At 69.5% G+C, this 20,045-nt stretch carries 16 protein-coding genes; 11 read left to right on the plus strand and 5 right to left on the minus strand.

What is annotated here, in order from left to right; all coding sequences use genetic code 11:
* Nucleotides 1-183 precede the first annotated feature (183 nt).
* The gene (locus tag L6Q21_RS12910; RefSeq protein ID WP_237831181.1) at nt 184-816 is read left to right on the plus strand and encodes a murein L,D-transpeptidase catalytic domain family protein; all 633 of its coding nucleotides are present in this window, start codon (nt 184-186) and stop codon (nt 814-816) included.
* Nucleotides 817-974: 158 nt separating this feature from the next.
* Here L6Q21_RS12910 and L6Q21_RS12915 read toward each other — a convergent pair whose 3' ends face one another.
* Nucleotides 975-2,126, minus strand: coding sequence for a L,D-transpeptidase family protein (locus L6Q21_RS12915; RefSeq protein WP_237831182.1), 1,152 nt, complete (start codon nt 2,124-2,126; stop codon nt 975-977).
* Nucleotides 2,123-4,732 (minus strand): DNA mismatch repair protein MutS, encoded by a 2,610-nt coding sequence (mutS, locus tag L6Q21_RS12920; protein WP_237831183.1) that lies wholly within the window; start codon nt 4,730-4,732, stop codon nt 2,123-2,125. Before mutS ends, L6Q21_RS12915 begins: the two co-directional genes overlap by 4 nt.
* Nucleotides 4,733-4,783: 51 nt before the next feature.
* Between mutS and L6Q21_RS12925 the strand changes: the two genes are divergently transcribed.
* The 4 genes from L6Q21_RS12925 (at nt 4,784) to infC (ending at nt 9,536) form a co-directional block, all read left to right on the plus strand.
* Complete coding sequence (locus tag L6Q21_RS12925) at nt 4,784-7,054, plus strand: NADP-dependent malic enzyme (protein ID WP_336246246.1); 2,271 nt, start codon at nt 4,784-4,786, stop codon at nt 7,052-7,054.
* Nucleotides 7,051-7,842 (plus strand): alpha/beta hydrolase, encoded by a 792-nt coding sequence (locus L6Q21_RS12930; protein ID WP_237831184.1) that lies wholly within the window; start codon nt 7,051-7,053, stop codon nt 7,840-7,842. Before L6Q21_RS12925 ends, L6Q21_RS12930 begins: the two co-directional genes overlap by 4 nt.
* A gap of 157 nt (nt 7,843-7,999) precedes the next feature.
* Entirely contained in the window at nt 8,000-8,872 is an 873-nt protein-coding gene (locus tag L6Q21_RS12935) for a pirin family protein (protein ID WP_237831185.1), read from the plus strand.
* Between the two features lie 118 nt (nt 8,873-8,990).
* Nucleotides 8,991-9,536: a translation initiation factor IF-3 gene (gene infC, locus L6Q21_RS12940; RefSeq protein WP_237831186.1), complete on the plus strand. Its 546-nt coding sequence runs from the start codon at nt 8,991-8,993 to the stop codon at nt 9,534-9,536.
* Here infC and L6Q21_RS12945 read toward each other — a convergent pair.
* Nucleotides 9,514-10,092 carry a hypothetical protein gene (locus tag L6Q21_RS12945; RefSeq protein WP_237831187.1) on the minus strand — a complete coding sequence of 193 codons (579 nt, stop codon included), beginning with the start codon at nt 10,090-10,092 and terminating at the stop codon, nt 9,514-9,516. The genes infC and L6Q21_RS12945 overlap by 23 nt on opposite strands.
* A gap of 239 nt (nt 10,093-10,331) precedes the next feature.
* Between L6Q21_RS12945 and L6Q21_RS12950 the strand changes: the two genes are divergently transcribed.
* Nucleotides 10,332-12,719, plus strand: a complete 2,388-nt coding sequence (locus L6Q21_RS12950) for a TonB-dependent receptor (RefSeq protein ID WP_237831188.1) — start codon at nt 10,332-10,334, stop codon at nt 12,717-12,719.
* 27 nt (nt 12,720-12,746) lie between these two features.
* On the opposite strand, the gene L6Q21_RS12955 is transcribed toward L6Q21_RS12950, so the two are convergent.
* Nucleotides 12,747-13,334 carry a urate hydroxylase PuuD gene (locus tag L6Q21_RS12955; protein WP_237831189.1) on the minus strand — a complete coding sequence of 196 codons (588 nt, stop codon included), beginning with the start codon at nt 13,332-13,334 and terminating at the stop codon, nt 12,747-12,749.
* A gap of 129 nt (nt 13,335-13,463) precedes the next feature.
* Between L6Q21_RS12955 and L6Q21_RS12960 the strand changes: the two genes are divergently transcribed.
* From L6Q21_RS12960 to L6Q21_RS12970, 3 genes are all read left to right on the plus strand, one after another.
* Nucleotides 13,464-14,324, plus strand: coding sequence for a DMT family transporter (locus L6Q21_RS12960; protein ID WP_237831190.1), 861 nt, complete (start codon nt 13,464-13,466; stop codon nt 14,322-14,324).
* A gap of 90 nt (nt 14,325-14,414) precedes the next feature.
* Nucleotides 14,415-14,867, plus strand: a complete 453-nt coding sequence (locus L6Q21_RS12965) for an acyl-CoA thioesterase (RefSeq protein ID WP_237831191.1) — start codon at nt 14,415-14,417, stop codon at nt 14,865-14,867.
* A 135-nt stretch (nt 14,868-15,002) separates the two neighbouring features.
* Complete coding sequence (locus tag L6Q21_RS12970) at nt 15,003-17,057, plus strand: TonB-dependent receptor (protein WP_237831192.1); 2,055 nt, start codon at nt 15,003-15,005, stop codon at nt 17,055-17,057.
* Between the two features lie 4 nt (nt 17,058-17,061).
* Here L6Q21_RS12970 and mnmA read toward each other — a convergent pair whose 3' ends face one another.
* Entirely contained in the window at nt 17,062-18,177 is a 1,116-nt protein-coding gene (mnmA, locus tag L6Q21_RS12975; protein ID WP_255696901.1) for a tRNA 2-thiouridine(34) synthase MnmA, read from the minus strand.
* A gap of 543 nt (nt 18,178-18,720) precedes the next feature.
* Between mnmA and sciP the strand changes: the two genes are divergently transcribed.
* Nucleotides 18,721-19,107: a CtrA inhibitor SciP gene (sciP, locus tag L6Q21_RS12980; protein WP_255696902.1), complete on the plus strand. Its 387-nt coding sequence runs from the start codon at nt 18,721-18,723 to the stop codon at nt 19,105-19,107.
* Nucleotides 19,108-19,184: 77 nt separating this feature from the next.
* Nucleotides 19,185-20,033 (plus strand): response regulator transcription factor, encoded by an 849-nt coding sequence (locus L6Q21_RS12985; RefSeq protein ID WP_237831193.1) that lies wholly within the window; start codon nt 19,185-19,187, stop codon nt 20,031-20,033.
* The last annotated feature ends 12 nt before the right edge of the window (nt 20,034-20,045 follow it).

Genomic DNA, 20,045 nt, shown 5'->3' on the forward strand with positions numbered 1-20,045 from the left:
CCTCCACCGTCTCGCCGGGCGGAAAGCTGGACCCCGGCTCAAGCCCGGGGCGACGGATCGTTTCCGGAGCCATTCTAACGGGCCGTCGGGCTTTGGCGGATGCCGCTTGTTCCGCCCGGATTTCCACGGCTCGCCGCCGCATGCCCACGGCCCGCCGCTCAGGGGGCTGTGAAGGAATTCGGCATGGCTATTGTTGAGAGAATGAACGGTCGCTCCTTCTCCATGCCCCGCATTTCCCGCCGCGCGCTGGTCGGCGCGGCGGCTGCCGCCCTTGCCGCCCCCGCCTTCGCCAGGGGCCGGACGCTCGCCGAAGTCGCCCGCGAGGGGCTGGCGCGCCACGCCTCCAGCGTCCGCCAGACCGACGTGGTGGGCATCGCCGATTTCGCCCGGCCTTCCGGGCGGCCGCGCTTCTGGCTGGTGGATTTGGCGAACGGCCGGGCGACCAGCCATCTCGTCAGCCATGGGCGCGGCTCCGACCCGTCGCACAGCGGCTGGGCGGAGCGCTTTTCCAACGAGCACGGCTCCAACGCCAGTTCGATGGGCGGCTATCTGACCGGCGCCTATTACAGTGGCAAGCACGGCCGCTCGCAGCGGCTGCTGGGCCTCGATCCCGAGAACAGCAATGCCGAGCCGCGCGCCATCGTCATCCACGGCGCCTGGTATGTGTCCGACGCGATGGTGCGCCAGCATGGCAAAACCGGGCGCTCGGAAGGCTGCTTCGCCTTCGACGAGACCAACGGCAGCCTGGACGAAGTGCTGAGCCGGCTGGGGCCGGGGCGGCTGCTTTACGCCGGGCGCTTTGGGATCACGGCCTGACAACCTTGGGTTGAGAACCCAGGCAGGTAATGGATATGTTTTCCGTCATCCCGGGCTTGACCCGGGATCCCGCTTCTGGCCCACGGTGGCGGGAAAGCTGGACCCCGGGTCAAGCCCGGGGTGACGAAGGGGAATATGAGTCCCCGGCCTGGACGATATCATGACCTGACAGCCTTCGGCTTCAGGGCCGCGATCACCGGCGCATCCCGGCCATAGATGTCCGCGAAGGTGCGCAGGCTGCCCGCCGGGCCGGGGGCCACGGTGAAATAGGCGACATGCACCGGCACCTGTTGGGGAAGGGGGATGGTTTCCGTCTCGTTGGTGGCGGCGGTGGAGTCGATCCGCGCCGCGTCCCAGCCGGGCACATCCTCCAGCAGCCTGAGGGCCAGCCCCAATATCCCCTGCGTGCGCATGCAGCCGTGGGAGAAGGCGCGGACCGGCTTCGTGAAAAGCTGCTTGTTGGGCGTGTCGTGGAAATAGATCGCCCATGGATTGGGCATCTCGATCTTCAGCGTGCCCAGCGAATTGTTCCGCCCCGGCACCTGCGTGACCTGCAGGCCGCTTTCCGTCGAGGTCCAGCGATAGCCGCGCGCGCGGGCCGCCGCCGGGCTGCGCTGGATGAGGCCGCCCACCGATTCCTTCACGATGCTCTGGGGCAGATACCAGCTCGGGTTGATGGTGACGGCAGTGACGACCGCCGAGAATTGCGGCGTGGCGTTTTTTGGCGTGCCGACGATGGTGCGGTGGCGGGCGATCACCCGGCCGCCGTCCCAAAGGTCCACTTCGAAGGCGGGGACATTGGCCAGCAGATAGCGCTCGCCCATCTGCCGGGGCGTCCAGCGCCAGCGCTCCAGATTGGCGCGCAGCCGGGCGCGGGCCTCGCCCTCGGCGGCGGGGAGCGCCGCCTTCAGCGCCGCATAATGCGGGTGGGTGGGCAGCAGCGCCTTCAGCGCCGCGCCCGGCGCGTGCGCCTCCAGCCCGGCCGCCAGCTTCGCTTTCAGCCACTCCGGATCGGAACGGGGCGGCGGCGACTTCCAGCCGACACGCGCCGCCTGCGGCGTGCGGCCGGCGGCATAATCCTGCGCCAGCGCCAGCCAGCTCGCCTCGGCGGCGGTGGCAATGGCTTCCGGATCGCCGGCTTTCAGCGCCGCTTCCAGCGCTTCGGGGGCGTAGTCCGAAGGGTTCAGCCCCTCGGCGGCGGCGGCCTGCACCGCCGCCAGCGTCTCGCGCGCGGCCGCTTCGCTCCAGGCGCCCTGCGCCATGACAGGGGCGGCCGCGACCAGGGCGAGGAGGGGAAAGGCGCGCATCATCGGCCGCCATCCTCGGCCAGCGATTTCAATTCGTAAAGCAGATCCAGCGCCGCGCGCGGAGTCAGCCCGTCCGGCTGGATTTCGGCGAGCCGCGCGCGAAGCCCGTCCTCGGCCGGCGGCGGCGGGGCGGAAGCGGCGAACAGCGGCAGGTCGGAAAGCGCCTGCCGCGCGCTCTTGCCGGCGTCGCCGCTTTCCAGCCGGGCGAGGATTTCCCCGGCGCGCGCCAGCACATCGGCGGGAACGCCGGCGAGGCGGGCCACGTCGAGGCCGAAGCTGCCGGGCGCGGCGCCGTCCGCCACCTCGTGCAGGAAGATCAGCTCGCCCTTATACTGCCGGGCCGAAAGCGACTTCAGCGCCAGCCCGCCCAGCCGGCCCTTCAGCGCCGCCAGCTCGTGATAATGGCTGGCGAACAGCGCGCGGGCGCCGATGCCGTCGTGGATTCGCTCCAGGATCGCCCAGGCCAGCGCCAGCCCGTCCCAGGTGGCGGTGCCGCGCCCCACCTCGTCCAGCAGCAGCAGCGAGCGGCCGGTGGCGCCGTTCAATATGGCTGCCGTCTCCACCATCTCCACCATGAAGGTGGAGCGCCCCTCCGCCAGGCTGTCGGAAGCGCCGACGCGGCTGTAGAGCCGGTCGACGAGGCCGATCACCGCCTCCATCGCCGGCACGAAGCTGCCGGCCTGCGCCAGCACGGCGATCAGCGCGTTCTGCCGCAGGAAGGTGGATTTGCCGCCCATGTTGGGGCCGGTCACCAGCCAGACTCGGCCGTCCGCCTCCAGCCGGCAGTCGTTGGGCACGAAGGGCTGGCCGCTGGCGGACAGCGCCGCCTCCACCACCGGATGCCGGCCGGCGGTGATTCGGAAATCGGCGCCTTCCGTCAGCTTCGGCCGCGCCCAGCCATGGCGCGTCGCCAGTTCGGCGAGCGCCGCCGAGCGGTCGATCGCCGCCAGCGAATCCGCCACCCGACCGATGGCCAGGGTCGCGGCGACGGCTTCCTCCTTCAGCGCCAGCAGGTGCGTCGCCTCGCGCGCCAGCGCCTCGCCCTGCGCCGCGGCGATGCGGCTGGCGAGCGCGTTCAGCTCGGCGGTGTCGAAGCGCATGGCGTTGCCCAGCGTCTGCCGGTGCTGGAACTGCGGCAGCGCCATCAGCGTGTCGGCGGCGCGCGAGGCGACTTCGACATGGTAGCCGATCACATTGTTGTGGCGCACCTTCAGCGTCGCCACCCCCGTTTCCGCCTTCAGCCGCGCTTCCAGTTCCAGCAGCGCCGAGCGGCCGTTGCGCGCCAGCCGCCGGGCTTCGTCCAGTTCCGGGTCGTGCCCGTCCGCCACCACGCCGCCGTCGGCCGCATTGACCGGCGGGCTTTCCACCAGCGCCGCCGCCAGATGCTCGAGCAGCGCCCGCGGCGGCTCCAGCCCCTGGCGCAGCGGGTCGAGCGCGGCCGGGGCGCCGCCGCCCGAGGCCACGTCCAGCAGCCGGCCGAGCGTATCGGCCGCCGCCAGCCCGTCGCGCAGGGCCGCGAGATCGCGCGGCGACCCACGCCCGGCGGCGATCCGCCCCAGCGCGCGGGCCACGTCCGGCGCTCGGCGCAGCAGGGTGCGGGCGTCGGCGCGCAGCCCGGCATCGCCCGCGAACCATTGCACCAGGTCCAGCCGTCCCTCGATTTCGGCGAGATCGCGCGAGGGCGCGGCCAGTTCCGCCGCCAGCAGCCGCCCGCCCGCCGCCGTCACGCTGAGGTCGATGGCGCCGAGCAGGCTGGAAGGCCCCTCCACCAGTTCGAGGCTGCGGCGGGTGGCGGCGTCGATCGCCATGGCGCGGTCGGTCTCCACCCGCCTCGGCGGCTTCAGCAGCACGGCGGCGCCCCGCGCCGTCTGGTCGAGATGCGCCAGCAGCCCGGCCGCCGCCGCCAGCGCCGGGCGGGGGAAGGCGCCGAAGCCGTCCAGCGTCGCCACCTGGAAACGCTCCGCCAGCCGCCGCTCGCCCAGCCGGCTGTCGAAGCGGGCGGCGGGCAGTTCCGTGCCTTTTCCGGCGCCTTCCGCCCCCTCCGGCCACAGCGTCTCCGCCGGCGCCAGCCGCGCCAGTTCGTCGGCGAGCGAAGCGGAGGGCGCGGTTGCCAGGAACAGGTCGCCGGTGGAAATATCCGCCCAGGCCAGCCCGGTTTCCGCGCCCGCCGGGAAGGCCGCCAGCAGCCAGTTGGCGCGCCGCCCGTCCAGCAGCCGTTCCTCGGTCAAAGTGCCGGGCGTCATCACCCTGACCACCTCGCGGCGCACCACCGACTTCGACCCGCGCTTCTTCGCTTCCGCCGGATCCTCGGTCTGCTCGGCAATGGCGACGGCGAAGCCCGCCTTCACCAGCCGCGCGACATAGGCCTCATGCGCGTGGATCGGCACGCCGCACATCGGCAGCGGCTGCCCCAGATACTCGCCCCGATGCGTCAGCGCGATGTCGAGCGCCCGGGCGGCGACGCCGGCGTCCTCCAGGAACAGCTCGTAGAAATCGCCCATGCGGAACATCAGCAGCGCGCCCGGCACCTCGGCCTTCAGCCCGAGATACTGCTGCATCATGGGAGTTATGCCTTTGGGAAGCGTGCTGCTGCCAATTGCGGTCGTCATATTCCACGCCTATCAACCGCTGGAGGGAAGTGCACAAGAGAGAGGATTTTCGTGAGCGACACGCCGGCTGAAAGGCCCATCTTTTCCGACCGCGAAGCACTTTTGTTTCACTCGGCCCGGCGGCCGGGCAAGATCGAGATCATCGCCTCCAAGCCGATGGCGACGCAGCGCGACCTGTCGCTCGCCTATTCCCCCGGCGTGGCGGTGCCCGTGCAGGCGATCGCCGACGACCCTTCGACCGCCTACGACTACACCGCCAAGGGCAATCTGGTGGCGGTGATCTCCAATGGCACCGCGATCCTCGGCATGGGCAATCTGGGGGCGCTCGCCGCCAAGCCGGTGATGGAGGGCAAGGCCGTCCTCTTCAAGCGCTTCGCCGACGTCGATTCGATCGACATCGAGCTGAAGACCGAGGATGTGGACCGAATCATCGACGCTGTCGAGCTGATGGAGCCGACCTTCGGCGGCATCAACCTCGAAGACATCAAGGCGCCGGAATGCTTCATCATCGAGCAGACCCTGCGCGAGCGGATGAACATCCCTGTCTTCCACGACGACCAGCATGGAACCGCGATCATCACCGCCGCCGGCCTCATCAACGCCGCGCATGTGACGGGGCGCGAGCTTGCCGATATCCGCGTGGTGGTGAACGGCGCCGGGGCGGCGGCGATCGCCTGCACCGAGCTCATCAAGGCGCTGGGCGTGCGGCATGACCATGTGATCATGTGCGACCGCGAGGGCGTCATCTACAAGGGCCGCGAAAAGGGCATGGACCAGTGGAAGTCCGCCCACGCCGCCGAGACGGACAAGCGCACGCTGAAGGAGGCGCTGGTCGGCGCCGACGTCTTCCTGGGGCTGTCCGCCGCCAATGTGCTGAACGGCGACGATGTGAAGGCGATGGCGCCTTCGCCCATCATCTTCGCCATGGCCAACCCGGAACCGGAAATCCGCCCGGAAGTGGCGAAGGCCGCCCGGCCGGACGCCATCATCGCCACCGGCCGCTCGGACTATCCGAACCAGGTCAACAATGTGATCGGCTTTCCCTTCATCTTCCGCGGCGCGCTCGACGTGCGCGCGACGAAGATCAACGAGGAAATGAAGGTCGCCGCCGCCCACGCCATCGCCGAGCTGGCGCGCGAGGCCGTGCCGGACGAAGTGGCGGCGGCCTATGGCGGCTCGCAGAGCTTCGGCGCGGACTATATCATCCCCGCCCCCTTCGATCCGCGCCTCATCGAGCGCGTGCCCTCGGCGGTCGCGCAGGCGGCGATGGATTCGGGCGTGGCGAAGAAGCCCATCTTCGACATGGACGCCTACCGGCTGGAGCTGCGCGCCCGGCTGAACCCGGCTTCTTCCGCGCTCGCCGCCAGCTTCGAGGCGGCGCGCGCCCGCAACCGCCGGGTGGTGTTCGCCGAAGGAGAGCAGGAGGTGGTGCTGCGCGCCGCCGTCTCCTTCCGCACCTCCGGTTACGGCGTTCCGCTGCTCGTCGGCCGGGAAGAGCCGATCCGCGAGGGCTTCGCCCGGATCGGCGTCAACGATCCCGAGAACTACCCCATCTACAACAGCGCCAATTCGCCGCTCGTCCCCGCCATGGTGGAGCAGCTTTACGACCGGCTGCAGCGCAAGGGCTATCTCAGGCGCGACGTGCAGCGGATGGTGAACAACGAACGCAACGTCTTCGCCGCGCTGATGCTGGAGATGGGCGAGGCGGACGCCATGGTCTCGGGCGTGACGCGCCACTTCCACCAGGTGATGAACCAGGTGCGGCTGGTGGTCGACCCGGTGGAGGATCATACGCCCTTCGGCTTCCACATCTTCGTCGGCCGCTCCAGCACCTTCCTCATCGCCGACACCACCGTCACCGAACGGCCGAGCGGCGCGCAACTGGCCGACATCGCCGTCAAGACGGCGGGCGCCGCCCGGCGCATCGGGCTGGAGCCGCGCGTGGCCTTCCTGTCCTATTCCAACTTCGGCAACCCGCCGGGCAGCTATCTCGGCGCGCTGCACGAGGCGGTCGCCATCCTGGACGAGCTGCGCCCCGGCTTCGAATATGAAGGGGAGATGTCGGTCGACGTGGCGCTCAACCGCTCGATGGCGGCGGTCTATCCCTTCAACCGCCTGACCGGGCCGGCGAACGTGCTGGTGACGCCGGGCCTGCAATCGGCCAACATCGCCGCCAAGCTGCTGAAGGAACTGGGCGGCGGGCGGGTGATCGGCCCGGTGCTGATGAACATGCGGCGATCGGTGCAGGTCGTGCCCATGACGTCGACCGCCACCGACATCGTGACGCTGGCGGCGCTCGCCGCCGCCGGGGTCGTGCAGTGAGCCTGCCGGCGATCCTGATGATCCACGGCATGTGGAGCCGCCCCTCCACCTTCACCCGGCTCCGCGCCGAGCTGGAGGCGGCGGGCATCCGCAGCGCGGCCGTCACGCTTCCGCATCACGACCTGCCGCCGGGCGCCCCGGCCCCGGCGGCGCTCGGCGCGCTGCGCCTGTCCGATTATGTGGCGGCGCTGGAGCGCGAGGCGGCGGCGCTGGAAGGCCCGGTTGTGGTGCTGGGCCATTCGATGGGCGGGCTGCTGGCGCAGCTGGTTTCGGAAACCGTCCAGCCGAGCGGGCTGGTGCTTCTGTCCACCGCCCCTTCCGCGCAGGCGGCCGCCTTCGGCACGGCGCTGAGCGCCGCTTCCTTGCGGACCATGTGGGGCGTGACCGGCCATTGGGGCTGGTGGAACGAGCCGACGCTGATCGGCGAGGAGGCTTCCCGCGCGGGGGTCTTCAACGGCGTGCCGGAAGCGGAAATCCGCCCGGCGCTCGCCGAGCTCACCTGGGATTCGGGGGCGGTGCTGGCGGAAATCGCCGCCCCCTTCCTGGACCCGGACAAGGGCAGCCGGGTGGATTATGCCCGGCTGCGCATGCCGGCCCTCGTCATCGCCGGGCTGGAGGATCGGATCGTTCCGGCCGCCGTCTCGCGCAGGACCGCCCGGCTGCTGGCCGGCTCGGGCGGGCGCGTGGACTATGAGGAATGGCCGAACGTCGGCCACTGGCTGTTCCACGATGCGGTGCGCCCGAAGCTGGCGTCGGCCGTCTCGCGGTTCGTAGCTTCTCTGGGGTAGAGCCCCTCTCCCACATTTTGCTGGCGGGCAATGCGGCTATCGCTCGCCGACAGGCGCCGACGCAAGTATCAGGGGCGCGGACGGGGTGATTCCCCGCCGGGCGCGAGAGCGAAAAGCGCCCTTGGCGTCGAAGAGCGAGCACAGGGAGAAGCCAGACATGCTCAGGATCGAAGGCAAGCCGCGGGACCTTGGCGGCTTCACCGTGGCCCGGCTGCTGCCGCACCACAGCCGGCGCCTCGTCGGCCCCTTCATCTTCTTCGACCATATCGGCCCGGCCCGGTTCGAGCCGGGGACGGGAATGGACGTCCGCCCGCATCCGCACATCGGGCTCGCCACCGTCACCTATCTGTTCGAAGGCCGGATCCGCCACCGCGACACGCTGGGGTCGGAACTGGACATCGGGCCCGGCGCCGTCAACTGGATGACCGCGGGCCATGGCATCGCCCATTCGGAGCGGACTCCGGCGGACCTGCGCGCGTCGGGGCACAGGCTGCACGGAATCCAGAGCTGGGTGGCGCTTCCCAAGGCGGACGAGCAATGCCCGCCTTCCTTCGTGCACCATCCGGCCGAAACCCTGCCGGTGGTGGAAATGGAGGGCGCGCGCTGCACGCTGATCGCCGGCACCGCCTTTAGCACGCGCTCCCCCGTGGCGTTCAACCATCCGACCTTCTATCTGGATGCGGAACTGGCCGCGGGCACCACGCTGCCGCTGCCGGCCGAACATGCCGAGCGCGCCTTCTATGTGGTGGAAGGCGAAGTGACGACCCAGGACGGCGAAACCGTGCCCGCCGGCCATATGCTGGTGCTGCAGGACGGCGGCGGCGAGGCATGGCTGAAGGCCAATGGCGCCAGCCGGGTGATGCTGCTGGGCGGGGCGCCGATGGACGGGCCGCGCCTTATCTGGTGGAACCTGGTGGCGAGCGAGCAGGCGCTGATCGACTCCGCCCGGGCGGAATGGAAAGCCGACCCGTTCGGCGGTCGTTACGGGCGGATTCCCGATGAGTCGGAGTTTATTCCGTTGCCGGAATGACGCGGGCAGGCAGGAAAAGAGCGGCCTTCCCCGAAGGCGCCCTTTGCTTTGGCCTCGCGAATCTCTAAATTGGACACAGTGGACAGACAGTCAAGGAGAGACGACCATAAGACCGCCGATGATGAGGCGCCCGATCGGGCCAGCCCCGCAACCGTTGAACGGACCGCGCTACAATGAATGGATCACGGTGCCCAAGGTGCGCGTGATCGACGAGAATGGCGAGAATATCGGGGTGCTGTATACCCGGGAAGCCTATGCCATGGCGCAGGAAGTCGGGCTGGATCTTGTGGAAGTGAGCCCGAACGCCGACCCGCCGGTCTGCAAGTTCCTGGATGTCGGCAAGTTCAAGTACGAAAGCCAGAAAAAGGCGGCCGCCGCGCGGAAAACCCAGAAGGTGCAGGAGATCAAGGAGATCAAGATGCGCCCGAACATCGACGATCATGATTATGAGACGAAGATGAAGTCGGTGAAGAAGTTCATCGAGGAGGGCGACAAGGTGAAGCTGACGCTTCGCTTCCGCGGGCGGGAGCTGGCGCATGGCCAGCTGGGCCTGAAGCTGCTGGAGCGGGTGCGCGACGACAGCGTGGACTATGCGAAGATCGAGCAGCTGCCGCGCATGGAAGGCCGGCAGATGCTGATGATCATGGCGCCGAAGCCGGTCTGACCGATTGCGGCGGCGTCGCCAGCCCCGAGGCGGCGACTCCCATCGACCCCAGAAGCAGGATCGCCAGCCAGCCGGAGAGCCTCCGGCCAGCGGTCGCGCTGCGCTGCGCCAGCGCCGGCAGCAGCAGGAGCACGCAGCCGAGCAGGAGCATCTGCACGGCCATGGTCGGGGGCAGCGGCGTCTCGTTGCGCAACGAGGCGGCGCCGAGCGCCAGGAAAAAGCCCGCGTGGAGAAAGCCGCCGGAGCGGGCCAGCGCTTGCCAGAACCAGCCGCTCCACCAACCGCTCCATTGGGGGGAAAAGGCCGGAAGCGCCACCAGCAGCCATGTCGCCAGCAGCGCCAGGCTTGCCCGGAAAATGCGGCCGCCCATGTCCGGCCAGCCGCCCGCGCGCAGATCTAGCAGCGTCGCCAGCGTGAGGAGGATGGCGGCGGCGTAGGCCATGAGCGGCGCCAGAGGCGCGGTCCGGCGCGACCGCGCCAGCGCGACCGCTCCGGCGAGGGTCGCCGCCAGCGACAGCCACCAGAGTCCGTTCGTTAGCAAAGCGAGCGCAGCCATTGTGATCGGGCACTTGCCCCAGCTTCGGCGGCTTGGAAAGGTTCCGGCGCACGAACACCCGTCGCCCCGGGTCAAGCCCGGGGTGACGGAGATGGGGGTTTGGCGCTGGTCTCCCGATCCGGCCGGTCCATCCGCCCTTCGAGATGGCCGCTGGACGCGCGCACGTGGCGCGGATATGCCCACAGGCCATGCGATCATTTTTCCTGGGGTCCGCGGCCCTTCTGACGGCTGGCGCCGCAATGGCCGGGGAAGCGCCCCCCCCGGCCTCCGGAGGCCCTTCGGACATCCTCGTGACCGTGGACCGGCAGCTTCGCCCGTCCCGCTCGGTGGCGTTTGCCGCCAGCGTCTTCTCGCCGCGCGACCTGGAAGCGATCGGCGTGACCGACCTGCTGGGGGTGGCGCGCAATGTGCCCGGGCTGGTCGCCGCGCATGTGCCGGGCGCGGGTTCCGCGAACGGCCTCTATCTGCGCGGGCTGGGCACCTCGGAAACGCTGCCCGGCGCCGATCCCGCCGTCGTCACGCTGGTGGACGGGGTGGTGCTGCCGGGCGTCAACGGCAACAACCTCGGGCTGTTCGATGTGGAGCGGGTGGAGGTGGCGCGCGGCTCGCAGGGCGCGCTCTATGGCCGCAACGCGCTGGGCGGGGCGATTTCCGTCCGGCTGAAACGGCCTTCCGAGGAGTTCGGCGGCTTCATCGAGGCCGGCTATGGCGCGAACGACCGCTGGCAGCTGCGCGGCTCGGTCGACATGCCGCTGGCGGACATCTTCCGGATCAAGCTCTCGGCCTTCTACCAGGACGACCATGGCTATGCCCGCAACCCCGTCACGGGCCAGCGGCTGAACGACGGCGACCGGGCCGGCCTGCGCCTGGGTGTGCTGCTGCAGGCGACGGAGCGGCTGAGCTGGAACGCCTCCGTCGCCTATATGGAATCGAACGGCGAGAATCTGCTGAACTTCCGCTGCGATCCGGCCGCGCCTTCCGAATGCGGCCGGCGGATCGTCTCGACCGGGATGGTGACCGACCGGCTTCTGGGCGGCGGCCCGCAATATTCGCTGCCGATCACCGGCCGGAAGGCGAATTTCACGCTGGGGAACGAAGTTTCGACGACGCTCGTCACCTCCGACCTGCAATGGGCGGGCGAGTCGCATCGGCTGAACATCCTGACGGGCCATGTCTCGAACGAGGAAGTGTCGGCGCTGGACTATGGCGATGGGCGCGGCCTGCCCGACATCGCCACGCCTCGCCCGCCGGTGCGGGGTTTTGCCGATGGAGGTCGCAGCCGGCTGACGGACGGCTCCGTCAGCCAGATTTCGCAGGAAGTGCGGCTGTCGGGCGATTTCGGCTTCCTGGACTATACGCTCGGCGGCTTGTGGCTGGACGAGGAACGCACCGCCGATGTCGCCGACCTGCAGACGCTGGAAGACGGCACGGCCGCCGGGCAGCCGCTGCTGCTGGGGGACCGCCTGCTGCGCAGCCGCACCAGGGCGAAGGCCGGTTATGGGCAGCTTTCCGCCCGCCTGCTGGGCGACCGGCTGACCGCGGCCGCCGCGCTTCGCTACACCGACGAGGAAAAGCGCCTGTCCGTGCGGGAAAACCGCGCGGGTTGCACGGCGGCGATCGCCGACTGCCTGACCGGCGTTCCGGGTGAGACGCTGAAGACGAAGCAATGGACTCCGCGCTTCGCGCTCAGCTTCATGGCGGCGGAGGGCGTGAACTTCTACGCGAGCGCCGCGCGCGGCTACCGCTCGGGCGGCTGGAACGCCGGCGCGCTGCGGCGCGACGCCTTGCTGGCGACGGAAGCGGAAACCGCCTGGACCTATGAAACAGGCCTGAAATCCGTCTGGCTGGACGGGCGGCTGCGGCTGAACCTGACCGGCTTCGTGCTGAACGCCGACGACCGGCAACTGCCGATGCTGCGGGAGGATTCGGCAAGCGTCGCGCTGGGCAACGCCGCCGATTACCGCAACCGCGGGGTGGAGCTGGAAGTGGCGGCCACGCCGCTCGCCGGGCTGAACATCGGCCTGAACCTGACCTATCAGAAGGACCGCTACGCCGTTTCCGACGCGCTGGGGCTGACGGCGAACGGGCTGAAGACGGTGCGCCAGCAGCAGCAGGATTGCGCCGCCGACCTCGCCGCCGGAAAGCTGCCGCTTGGCCCTTCGGGCTACGCCGCGTCCAATTGCGCCGTGGGGCTGGTGACGGCGGATGGCAGCCTGGCGACGCCGACGCACACGCCGGACTGGACCCTGGCGCTGAACGCCGCCTGGGACGTGCCGGTGAACCAGTCGGGCATCATCCTCAGCCCGCGCGCGAGCCTCGTCTATCGCTCCAGGATGGAAACGGATTCCGCCAACGCCTCGCTTTACGAAGGGGCGTCCGCGCCGGCTTTCGATGGCAGCGTCTTCCCGGCGAATGCGCTGGGTGGGGGCTTTATTTCCGGCTCGGCGGCGAAGGCGCTCTGGCTGCTGAACGCGGGAATCGAGGTTCGGACCGACGACGAGAACTGGCGGCTGGCGCTCAGTTGCGAGAATTGCCTGAACCGGGCCGGCGGCGAAGCGAGCCTTTATGGCTACAGCTATCTGAACCCGCCGAGGAGCTGGATGCTCTCCGCCCGCCGCCGCTTCTAGAATAAGGGGGGTGCCCGCCCCCCCTTTTCAGCCGCCGCCCAGCAGCCCCTGCGTCACCATGCAGTAGAGCATCGGCAGCGACAGCAGCGTGTTGGTGCGGCTGACCAGCATCGCCGTGGTCGCGGCGCGGGCCTTCGTCTCGGCATCCGCCTCCACCAGGCCCAGCGCCTTCTTCTGGTTCGGCCAGATCAGGAACCAGACGTTGAAGGCCATCACCAGCGCCAGCCACATGCCCAGCCCGATCAGCCGGAAGGGCGAGCGCAGCAGCAGCGCGTCCACCAGATAGCCCGACAGCATGGCGACGATGAGGCCGGTCAGCACCGTGAACAGCGCCGCCCAGCGGAACCAGAACAAGGCTTCCGGCGCGATATATTTCGAAACGCCCGGCTTCATCTCGGCCGGCACCCTGGGCATCGTCGGGATCTGCACAAAGTTGAAATAGTAGAGCAGGCCGATCCACATGATTCCGCACAGGACGTGCAGGTAACGGAAGACGCCATTGGCGTAGCCGACGCCATCCCCGAACAATGGCCCGTGGAAGCCATAGGCCACCACCAGCAGCAGCGCCACGCTGAGCAGCAGAGTGGTGCTGAGATTCCCCAACAGTCTGGCCATCGTCAAACCTCCCTTTGCCTGATCCCGTCGCTTTCACGCGATATTGCCATTTTGTTACGGCTTTCACCCTCCATGCCAGCGGGGCGCCGCGGTTGCAATCGCGCTGCATTGCGGCCATCGGGCAGGCCCATGCGCGGCGGCCCCATCCTTCTCTACATCATCGGCATCGCCATTTTCTGCGCGATGGACGCGGTGATGAAATGGCTGGTCGTCGGCAATCCGGCGATCGTCGCCACCTTCTGGCGCTATCTTTCCGCCATCTTCTTCACCGCGCTGATCTGGATCGGCGCCGGCCGCCCGGCCATCACCCGCGAAATGCTGCCCGTGCACGCGATAAGGGGCGCGGTCATCGCCATTTCGGCGACGCTGTTCTTCTGGTCGCTCACCATCCTGCCGCTGGCGCAGGCGGTGACGATCGCCTTCATCGCCCCGCTGCTGATCCCGCCCATCGCCTCGGTGATGCTGAAGGAGCGGATGCGGGCCGGAAGCGTCGCCGCTGGGCTGATCGGCTTCCTGGGGGTGATCGTCGCCGTGGGCTTCGATCCGGCTTCCCTTTCCGCCGACAAGCTGCGCGGCGTGGGCGCGGTGCTGGTCTCGGCGCTTTGCTATGCGGTGACGGTGGTGCTGATGCGGATGCGCGCCGCGAGAGACGGCCCGGCGGTGCTGAGCCTGCTGGGCGCCATTTTCCCGGCCCTAGTGCTGCTGCCGCCGGCCTTGCTCACCGCCCCGGCCGCCGCGCTGGTTCCGCGCGGGGAGACACTGGCGTTCGTGGCGCTTGCCGGGCTGTTCGGGGCGATCGCCCTGCAGTTTCTGGCCCGCGCCTATGCGAGGGTCGAGGCGCAGGTGCTGGCGCCCTTCGAATACACCGCCCTTGTCTGGGCGGCGCTTTACGGCTGGCTGTTCTTCGCCGAGCCGGTCAGCCTGCGCATCTGGCTGGGGGCCGCGATCATCGCCGGCGCCTGCCTGTGGCAGACGCGGCGGCCGGCCTGAAACCCCCTCTTCTTGAAAGCTGGCAGCCGGCGGCGGCAGCCTCTATTCCGATCCGATGATCGATCCGAAACCATGTGGGGAGCAAGCGGGATGAGCCTGAAGACCGATGGCTGGCGGCTGAGCCCCGACGCCTATCCCGTGCGGCTGACCATCCCCACCCGCTTCGGCGACATGGACACGAACGCGCATCTCAACAATGTGGCGATCGCCCGGCTGGTGGAGGAGTCGCGCGTGCGCTTCCATTACGCCCTGCACGAAGAGGGCGGCGAGGTCAGCCCGGGCGGGGTGATGGTGGCGCATGTCTCGATCGATTATCTGGGCGAGGGGGAATATCCCGCCGACGTGGAATCCGCAGTCGGCATCGCCGCCATCGGCGGCTCCAGCTATCGAATCGCCATCGGCCTCTTTCAGAAGGGGCGGGCCTTCGCGCTGGCGGAAAGCGTGATGGTGAATGTGCGGCCCGGCCGGGCGGGCGCCGCGCCGATCCCGCCCGGATTGCGGACGCTGCTGGGCCGATATGCGGTGGTGAACGCCAGCGGCTGAAGCCGCAGACGATCCAAAGCATATTGTTTGCCATCCATCGTCGACGAACGCCGTTTGTCGAAGCGCGATTGCCCCCTGCGACAAATGTAGCTTCAAACGTCGCAACATCGAATCCGAACCGGGGGAATCCACCGCATGCCAGCTTTCGCCGCCGCCGGACGGCTGCTGCCCTTCGCCTTTCTGGCCGCGCTGCCGCTTTCGGCGGCCGAGGCGCAGGAGCGGGTCGGCAACCGAACCGTCTATCAGGCGCCCTTCTTCCAGCCCTTCGCCCCCACCAACGCGCTGCAGCTCGTCGAGCGGGTGCCCGGATTCCAGTTGCAGGACATCGACCAGGATGTGCGCGGCTTCGGGCAGGCGGCGGGCAATGTCGTCATCAACGGCGAACGCCCCAGCGCCAAGAGCGACAGCCTGGAGACCATATTGGCGCGGATCCCCGCCGCCCGCGTGCTGCGGGTGGAAGTCGGCCCCGGGGACGGCTTCGGGGCGGAATTCGCCGGCAAGCCGCAGGTGCTGAACCTGGTGCTGACGGAGGATGCCGGCGTCGCCGGAACCGCCGAGATGCGCTTTCGCCGGCCGTTCACCGGCGAGATCCGGGTGGACGGCAAGGCTTCCGCGCTGGTGAAGCGCGGCAAGTCCAGCTTCAGCCTTGCGCTCGACTACAACAATGACGATATCAGCGATTTCGGCCCGGACATCCTCACCCGCCTGCCCGGCGGGGAGCTTGTGGAACGCCGCGACAAGTTCAATTCCGTCGATGATCCGGAAGGCAATGTCTCGCTGGGCTGGGCGCATGAGGATGGCGCCGACCGCCGCGCCAATCTGAACTTCCGCTACGCCGGGGGGCGCTACCGGCTCTGGCAGGCAAACAGGGTAACGCCCGCCGCCGGACCGCTGCGCGACGATGTGCTGGAGCAGGATTTCCGCTACCGCCAGTTCGAGGTGGGCGGGGACGTGACCCGGCCGCTGGCGGCGGGCAATGTGAAGCTGATCCTGCTCGCCACCCGCACGCGGCGCGATCGCGAGGAATTGATGGAGAACAACGCCGGCGGCGAGATCCTCGGCGGCTTCACCCAGTTCCAGCAGACGACGGACGCCGAAAGCGTGGCGCGGGTCGTCTGGTCCCGCCTGTCCTCCGACGGCTGGTCGATCGAGGCCGGCGGCGAGGCGGTGCTGAACCGGCTGGACAGCGCGGTGGACCTTGCCGAGACGCAGGCCGGCGGCGGGCAGGTGCCGATCGACCTGCCGCTCGCCAACGCCACCGTGCGGGAGATAAGGCTGGAGCCGTTCCTCAACATGGGGCGGGCGCTGGCGCCGGGCCTGCGCGCCGATTTCGGGCTGACCTTCGAACGCTCGCGCCTGACGGTCAGCGGCGACGCTGAGGCGGAGCGGACGCTCTCCTATCTGAAGCCCAAGGCCAGCCTCGACTGGCGCAGCGGCCGCTGGCAGGTGCAGGCGCGGGCGGAGCGCACCGTCAACCAGCTGAACTTCGGCGACTTCATCAGCCTTGCCGAACTGTCGAGCGACCGGGTGAATGGCGGCAACGCCGATCTGGTGCCGCAAACCGCCTGGGAATTTCTGGTGACGGCGGAACGGCCTTTCCTGGAGACCGGAGTGATCCGCGTCGAACTGGGCCTCAATCTGGTGCGGCAGGTGCAGGACCGGGTGCCGGTGGAGGACGGGCTGGACGCGCCGGGCAACCTCGGCTCCGGGCAGATGCGCATCGCCCGGCTGAACATCGACGCGCCGCTGTCGCGGTTCGGCATCCCCGGCGCGCGGGCGAAGATGCGGCTTTCGATCGTCGATACCCGCGTGCGCGACCCCTATACGCTGCAGCACCGGCATTTCACCGGCTATACGCTCTGGGTGCTGGACGTGGGTTTCCGGCAGGATCTCGGACGCTTCGCCTGGGGGGTCGATACCTATACCAACTCCGGCTCCACCCAGTATCGGCGCAGCGAGGAGGACAGGAGCCACCGGCAGAACCCGTTCGTGGAGGCCTTCGCCGAATATCGCCCCGACAGCCGCACCACCATGACGCTGCGCGTCGAGAATCCGCTGGACGTCAATTTCTACCGCACCCGCACCTTCTACAGCCCGGACCGCTCCAGCCCGGAGCCCGCCATGCGCGAGTTCCGCAAGCGGCAGGAGCATATCACCCCCTCGCTGACGCTGAAGCGGACCTTCGGCTGAAGTGTCAGCGGGCGGCGCGGATGAAGCCGCCGCCCAGCACCCGGCTGCCGGCGTAGCAGACGGCGGCCTGGCCGGGGGCGACCCCGAACTGCGGCTCGGGGAAAATCAGCTCCGGTAAGATCAGCTCCGGGGCGCTGCCGCCGAACAGCCGCGCAGGCGCGAGCGGGGCCATGGAGCGGAGCTTCACCTCGACGTCGAGCCCCTCGTCCGGAATCGGCGCCGAGAGCCAGTTGAGCCCGTCGAGCTCCACCCGGCGGACGGCCAGCGCCGAGCGGGGGCCGACCACCAGCCGGTTCGCGCCGGCGTCCAGGCGCACCACATAGAGCGGTTCGGCCTGCCCGCCGATCTCGATCCCCCGGCGCTGGCCGACGGTGAAGCCGATCAGCCCGGCGTGGCGGCCGAGCCGCCGGCCCTCCATGTCGACGATGTCGCCGGGCCGGTCCGCGTCCGGGCGGAGCTTGCGCACCACGGCGCGATAGTCGCCGGCGGGAACGAAGCAGATGTCCTGGCTGTCGGGCTTCGCCGCCACGCGCAGGCCGAAATGCTGCGCCAGCAGCCGCACGGTCGGCTTGTCGAGGCCGCCCAGCGGGAAGACCAGCCTTGAAAGCTGCGCCGCCGTGGTGGCGAACAGGAAATAGCTCTGGTCCTTGGAGGGGTCGAGCGCGCGGTGCAGTTCGGCGCCGCCCGCGCCATCGAGCCGCTGCACATAATGGCCCGTCACCAGCGCCTCGGCGCCCAGATCCCCGGCAACGCCCAGCAGGTCACGGAATTTCACGGTCTGGTTGCAGCTGATGCAGGGCACCGGCGTGCGGCCTTCCAGATAGCTGTCGGCGAAGGCCTCCATCACCTCGGCGCGGAAGGCCGAGGCATAGTCGAGCACATAATGCGCGAAGCCCTGCGTGTCGGCGACGGCGCGGGCGTCGGCGATGTCCGATCCGGCGCAGCAGGCCCCGGCGCGCGAAGGGGAGGCGTCATGGTCGGAGAGGCGCAGCGTCACTCCGATCGTCTCGCAGCCATGGGCGTGGGCGGCGGCGGCGGCGACGCTGGAATCGACCCCGCCCGACATGGCGACCACCACCCGCGTGCCCGGCGGCGGCAGCCGCGCGGCGACCTGCGCCAGCGCCAGCGCCACGGAGTCCGACGCGCCGTCCGACGCACCGTCCGTCACAGTCGGTGAACTTCGGGTAACAATGCTTTGCACCACTTCAGGCACGATCTGGGTTACCTAACAATCGTCGACGGGCTCAAGGCCGCTGAAAGCCGGCCGTTGCTTGGGAGAAGGCAAGCAGGAGACCGACGACAAGAAGGTTGGGCGCGGGCCTCTGGCTGGCGCGTTCCGCAAGGCCAGATGGCCCCGCGGGCGCAAAAGCGCAAGGGCAGGCACCCCGCGGAAACCGGGTGGGACTTTGAAAGGCCGGGGCGCCGAGGCGCCCGGGTTCTGGTGAAGGCCGGCGGACATGGGGCCCCCTCGCGGGGCCACAACCTTCGATCGGACCCCGTCACGGGGCACCGGCCATCCGGCCGGCGGCTGGTTTCGGGAACTGCTTTGTCGGAAGAGCAAGGGTCAGAGATGGTTGAGAATATCAAGGCCGAGGGTCGGCTGGGCCAGAACAGCGATCATGGAGAAGCGGGCTTCGCCGGCCACCATGCCGATGCGATCCACCTGCCCGGCCGGGAGCGCCGCCAGGCGCCCGCCGGCGCCGAAGCGCAGGATGCGCGCCCGACCTCGGTGGAAGGGCCGCTCGGCCGGCCGATCACCCTGGAAACGCTGCCGCCGGCCGACACGCGCCGTTGGGTGGTGCGCCGCAAGGCCGAAGTGATCGCCGCCATCCGCGGCGGCCTGCTGACGGCGGCGGAAGCCTGCGCCCGCTACCGGCTGAGCCCGGAAGAGCTGGAACTGTGGCAGGACTCGCTAGACCGCGCCGGCGTCCCCGGCCTCCGGGTGACGCGCATCCAGCTCTACCGCGACTATCCGGTGAAACCGCCGGTCCGCAAGGCGGAACCCGCCGAGCCGCGGAAGATCGATCTCAGCCGCACCTGGAGCATCTGAGCCCCGGAACGGCGATGGCGCGCCCCCCGTGCGACACCGCACGTGCGGCGCCCGGACAGCATTGAAGGACGAGCGTGATGAGCATCTACGGACAAAGCGGGATGGACGACGGCTGGAACACGCCGGACGCACGGCGCGCGAACGGGCAGGGCGAGGCGCGCCGGACCCTCCATGCCGGCGACGCGCCCGACGGCGGCCTCGAGGCAGCGGCCCCCGGCAAGGCGCGTTTCGCCGCCCCGTCGCGCGCCACGCGGCTGCTGCTGGTGGAAGACGACCGGGCGCTGTCGGAGCCGCTCGGCCGCACGCTCGAGCTGTCCGGCTTCACCGTCTACACCACGGCCTATGGCGAGGACGCGCTCGACCTTGCCCGCGCCTATCGCTTCGACGTGGTCGTGCTGGACCTGACGCTGCCCGACATGCCGGGCCAGCATGTGCTGCAGCAGCTCCGCCAGACCCGGCCGGACACGCCGGTCATCATCCTATCGGGGGAGACCGACCTTGAAGCGAAGATCGAGAATTTCCTGGAGGGTGCGGACGATTATGTCACCAAGCCCTTCCACCGCGACGAGCTCGTCGCCCGGATCCACGCCGTCGTCCGGCGGGCGCGGTCGGCGGCGCCCCAGGCGGTGGAGATCGGGCCGCTCGCCATCGACCTCGTCACGCATCGCGCGCTGGTGAACGGCCTGCCCGTGCCGCTGACGGGCAAGGAATATGCCTGCCTGGAATTCCTGGCGACCCGCCGCGGCATGACGGTGACGAAGGAAATGTTCCTGGCGCATCTTTATGGCGGGCGCGACGAGCCGGAGATGAAGATCATCGACGTCTTCATCTGCAAGCTCCGCCGCAAGCTGAACGAGGCCGGTTCCCCAGGGGTCATCGAGACCGTGTGGGGCCGGGGCTACACGATCGCCGCCGACGGCAACTGAAACCGCCGGCCC

Origin of the sequence: Sandaracinobacteroides sayramensis (genome assembly GCF_022014495.1) — a bacterium.
GTDB lineage: Bacteria > Pseudomonadota > Alphaproteobacteria > Sphingomonadales > Sphingomonadaceae > Sandaracinobacteroides > Sandaracinobacteroides sayramense.